Annotated in this window: 4 protein-coding genes and 1 pseudogene; 4 read left to right on the top strand and 1 reads right to left on the bottom strand. The window is 56.6% G+C overall.

All coding sequences use genetic code 11. The annotated features are described in order from the left end of the window. The 4 genes and pseudogenes from ACIQ2T_RS12365 to ACIQ2T_RS12350 form a co-directional block, all read left to right on the top strand. Window positions 1–109 (top strand): annotated as a pseudogene (locus tag ACIQ2T_RS12365) (IS5/IS1182 family transposase); the annotation flags it as partial. A gap of 101 nt (window positions 110–210) precedes the next feature. Beyond that, entirely contained in the window at window positions 211–1,668 is a 1,458-nt protein-coding gene (gene cysS, locus ACIQ2T_RS12360; RefSeq protein ID WP_397591076.1) for a cysteine--tRNA ligase, read from the top strand. Continuing rightward, entirely contained in the window at window positions 1,665–2,609 is a 945-nt protein-coding gene (locus tag ACIQ2T_RS12355; protein ID WP_397591075.1) for a D-2-hydroxyacid dehydrogenase, read from the top strand. Before cysS ends, ACIQ2T_RS12355 begins: the two co-directional genes overlap by 4 nt. Window positions 2,610–2,611: 2 nt before the next feature. Then, window positions 2,612–3,001 (top strand): nuclear transport factor 2 family protein, encoded by a 390-nt coding sequence (locus ACIQ2T_RS12350; protein ID WP_397591074.1) that lies wholly within the window; start codon window positions 2,612–2,614, stop codon window positions 2,999–3,001. An 82-nt stretch (window positions 3,002–3,083) separates the two neighbouring features. Here the strand turns inward: ACIQ2T_RS12350 and groEL are convergent. Next, a partial coding sequence (groEL, locus tag ACIQ2T_RS12345) for a chaperonin GroEL (protein ID WP_397591073.1) occupies window positions 3,084–3,955 on the bottom strand: 872 nt, incomplete at its 5' end.

Below are 3,955 nucleotides of genomic sequence, written 5' to 3'. Positions count from 1 at the left end.
TGGGAAACTCAAAGACTGGCGACGCATCCACACCCGTTATGACCGATGCGCCCACACCTTCTTGTCTGCCATCGCAATCGCAGCTACAGTCATCTTTTGGCTTAGTTAATGAGTCCTGACCCTAGGCAGATCGGCATTTACGCCGCAGCCTTGGACATGTTCACCCCGCGGTGACTTGACCTCCGCCCCCAATTCCAGCATCGCCAATCTATGTCCGAGCTTAAACTCTTCAACAGCCTGACCCGGCAATTGGAAACCTTCATACCTGTGCATGCGGGTGAAGCGCGCGTGTATACGTGCGGGCCGACGGTTTATAATTATCCGCATATCGGCAACATGCGCGCGTATGTCTTTGCCGACACGCTGGGGCGGGTGCTGTCGTATAAGGGCTATAAGCTCACCCACGTCATTAACATTACCGATGTCGGCCATCTGACCGACGATGCCGATGCCGGCGAAGACAAGATGGAGAAGATGGCGGCCGAAAAGGCGCAATCCATCTGGGATATCGCGCGCCATTATACCGAGGCCTATTGGGCCGATATCAAGGCGCTGAACATCCGTCAGCCCGCCCATTGGTCGATTGCAACGGATTATGTCCCTGCAATGATTACCTATGCCACCAGCATTGCCGACAAGCATTGCTACGAACTCGACAGCGGCCTGTATTTCGACACATCGACCGTCGCCCACTACGGCGCGCTGGCCCGCGCCAAGACCGAAGACGGAGAGGGCCGGATTGAACAGGTAGATGGCAAACGTAACGCGGCCGACTTTGCGATATGGCGCAAGACGCCAAAGGGTGAAACGCGGCAGATGGAATGGGACAGTCCATGGGGCAAAGGCGCGCCGGGCTGGCATCTCGAATGCTCGGTGATGTCAGAGGCGTTGCTTGGCTTGCCGTTCGACATCCACACGGGCGGCATCGACCATCGCGAGATCCATCACCCCAATGAAATCGCGCAAAATCAGGCGCGCTGCGGCAGCGACCACAGCGGCGCGCATTTCTGGATGCACAATAATTTCCTCATCGAACGCAGCGGCAAAATGTCCAAATCATCGGGCGAATTCCTGCGCGTACAATTGCTCATCGACAAGGGCTTCCACCCCCTCGCCTACCGCTTGATGTGCCTGCAGGCGCATTACCGGAGTGAGTTGGAGTTTAGTTGGGAAGGTTTGCAGGCGGCGTTGGTGCGGTTGAAGCGGATGGTGATGGGGGTATCCAACCTTAAGGTCCGTCATGCCGAACTTGTTTCACCTCCTGTGACTCACGTTCAGGGTGACGTTGCCCCGGCTATTGCGGCGACGCTACGTGACTTTGGTGCGGCAGTCGAGGACGACCTCAACACCGCCATCGCGCTCACGTCGCTAGAAACGCTCTTAGGCCTAAAAAAGGTTGATGTCGCACAGCAACTAGCTGCCATTGCAAAGATGGACGCTGTGCTGGGTATCAACCTTATGGCCCTCTCGCGCACCGACCTGCGCATGCGACCCAAAGCCGCCACCATCACTGAAGACGAAATTGAAATCGCCCTCGCCGCCCGCAAAGAGGCCCGCGCAGCAAAGGATTTTGCCAAGTCCGACATCATCCGTGACGACCTCATAACCAAGGGCGTCGAAGTTATGGACGGCGACCCGTTGGGTTGGGACTGGAGATTAGATATATGACCAAAACGAAACTTGTAATGTCGGGGCTCGTGCGTCCGCTCATTGAACCGCGCTTGCCCGATTGGATCGAGCCGCATTTCTTCATGTCCAAGGAGGAGGCGCTCGCACTCGCACCGCAGGCCGAAATTGGCTGGTTCGACATGTATGACAAGGGCGATATGGCCACCGTCATTAATGCGGCCACCAACATGAAATGGCTCAACAGCATTTATGCAGGCGTCGACGGCATGCCGCTAAAGCAGTTGAAGGCGCAAGGCTGCGTTGTCACCAATGGCGCAGGTATCAACGCCGTCACCATCGCTGAATATGTCGTGATGGCCATGTTAACGGTGGCAAAGAACTACCGCGAAGTTGTCCGCGCGCAAGAACGCCGCGAATGGCTGCTGGACTCACCGGGTAAGGTCGAACTGTTTGGATCAAAGGCATTGCTGCTTGGCTATGGCGCAATCGGGAAGCTGATTGAGGAACGTCTAAAGCCCTTTGGTGTGGATGTAACGGTTGTTCGCCGCTCGGCAGGAGCCAACACGCTCACACCAGACCAATGGCGCGCGGTATTGGGCGATTTTGACTGGGTCATCCTCGCCGTGCCCGCCACTGCAGAGACCGACGACATGATTGGCGCTGCCGAGCTTGCGGCGATGAAGCCCAGCGCATCGCTCATCAACATTGCGCGTGGGTCGGTCGTGGATCAGGAGGGGTTGGTAACAGCGCTTCAGACCAAGCAAATCGCTGCGGCGTTCTTAGACGTTACCACGCCTGACCCGCTTCCTGCCGACCATATATTGTGGACGCTCGATAATGCGCATATCTCGATGCACTTGTCCGGCCGCGCGCAGGACAAGATGTTTGTCCGTGCGGCCACGCGTTTCTTCGAAAATCTGGAGCGCTATCGCAAGGGCGCGGCGCTCGCGCCAATGGTGAACCTCGATCTGGGATATTGAACATGCCAAAACCCGCTGAAATCTGGCACACAGTCGCCTTGTCACGCGATGTAGATGCCATCGCCGCGATACTGCATGACGACTGTGTCTTCGAAAGCCCCGTCGTCCACACGCCCCAACTGGGCAAGGCGATCACCGCCAAATATTTGGCGGCGGCGGGGCATACTTTGGGCAATGCAGAATTCAAATATGTCGGCGAATGGCACCGTGAGAATAGTGCAATCCTAGAGTTCCAGACCGTTATCGACGGCGTCGCTATCAACGGCGTTGATATGATCACCTGCGACGATGACGGCCTCATCACCCATTTCAAAGTCATGGTTCGCCCATTGAAGGGCATGAACATGTTGCACCAGAAAATGGGCGAAATGCTTCAGCACATGGGCCGCTGACACACTTGCCGTGCCAAACAAAAAGGCCGGAAGGTTTCCCCTCCGGCCCGTTTTTGTTTCAGCTTGAGCTGAGGGTTTGGACTTAGAAGTCCATACCGCCCATGCCGCCCATGCCGCCCATACCGCCTGGCATGCCGCCAGCGCCACCGGCCTTGTCTTCTGGTGCGTCTGAAATTGCTGCTTCAGTGGTAATCAACAGACCAGCAACCGATGCCGCATCTTGCAACGCGGTACGTACGACCTTGGTTGGGTCGATAACGCCCGACGCCACGAGGTTTTCATACACATCGGTTGATGCGTTGAAGCCCATGGTCTCGTCATTTTCGCGCAACAAATTGCCCGAAACAACTGCACCATCATATCCGGCGTTGGCCGCGATCTGACGCAATGGAGCAACAATCGCCTTGCGGATGATGTCGATACCACGTGTCTGGTCGTCATTGACGCCCTTGAGGCCTTCGAGAGCCTTTGTTGCGTAAAGAAGTGCAGTACCGCCGCCTGGGACGATGCCTTCTTCAACAGCTGCGCGGGTTGCGTGCAGCGCATCGTCGACGCGGTCCTTGCGTTCTTTCACTTCTACTTCGGTCGAACCACCGACCTTGATCACAGCAACACCGCCGGCGAGTTTCGCCAAACGCTCTTGCAGCTTTTCCTTGTCGTAATCCGACGTGGTGTTTTCGATCTGCGCACGGATCGCTTCAACGCGGCCCTTGATCGCATCCGTTTCGCCAGCACCGTCGACGATGATGGTGTTGTCCTTGTCGATGGTGACGCGCTTGGCTTGACCAAGCATGCCCAAGGTAACGGTTTCAAGCTTGATGCCGAGGTCTTCGCTGATCATTTCACCCTTGGTGAGGATCGCGATATCTTCCAGCATCGCCTTGCGACGATCGCCAAAGCCTGGTGCCTTTACAGCAGCAATCTTCAGGCCGCCACGCAGCTTGTTGACGACCA

The sequence above is a fragment of the Sphingorhabdus sp. genome (genome assembly GCF_044357595.1).
Lineage (GTDB): Bacteria > Pseudomonadota > Alphaproteobacteria > Sphingomonadales > Sphingomonadaceae > Sphingorhabdus_B.
This window is presented reverse-complemented; position numbering and strand designations above follow the sequence as displayed.

What these genes read in the sequence shown, in the direction of transcription:
- ACIQ2T_RS12355 (WP_397591075.1), top strand. Translation starts at nt 1,665, where the DNA reads ATGACCAAAACGAAACTTGTAATGTCGGGGCTCGTGCGTCCGCTCATT.
- cysS (WP_397591076.1), top strand. Translation starts at nt 211, where the DNA reads ATGTCCGAGCTTAAACTCTTCAACAGCCTGACCCGGCAATTGGAAACC.
- ACIQ2T_RS12350 (WP_397591074.1), top strand. Translation starts at nt 2,612, where the DNA reads ATGCCAAAACCCGCTGAAATCTGGCACACAGTCGCCTTGTCACGCGAT.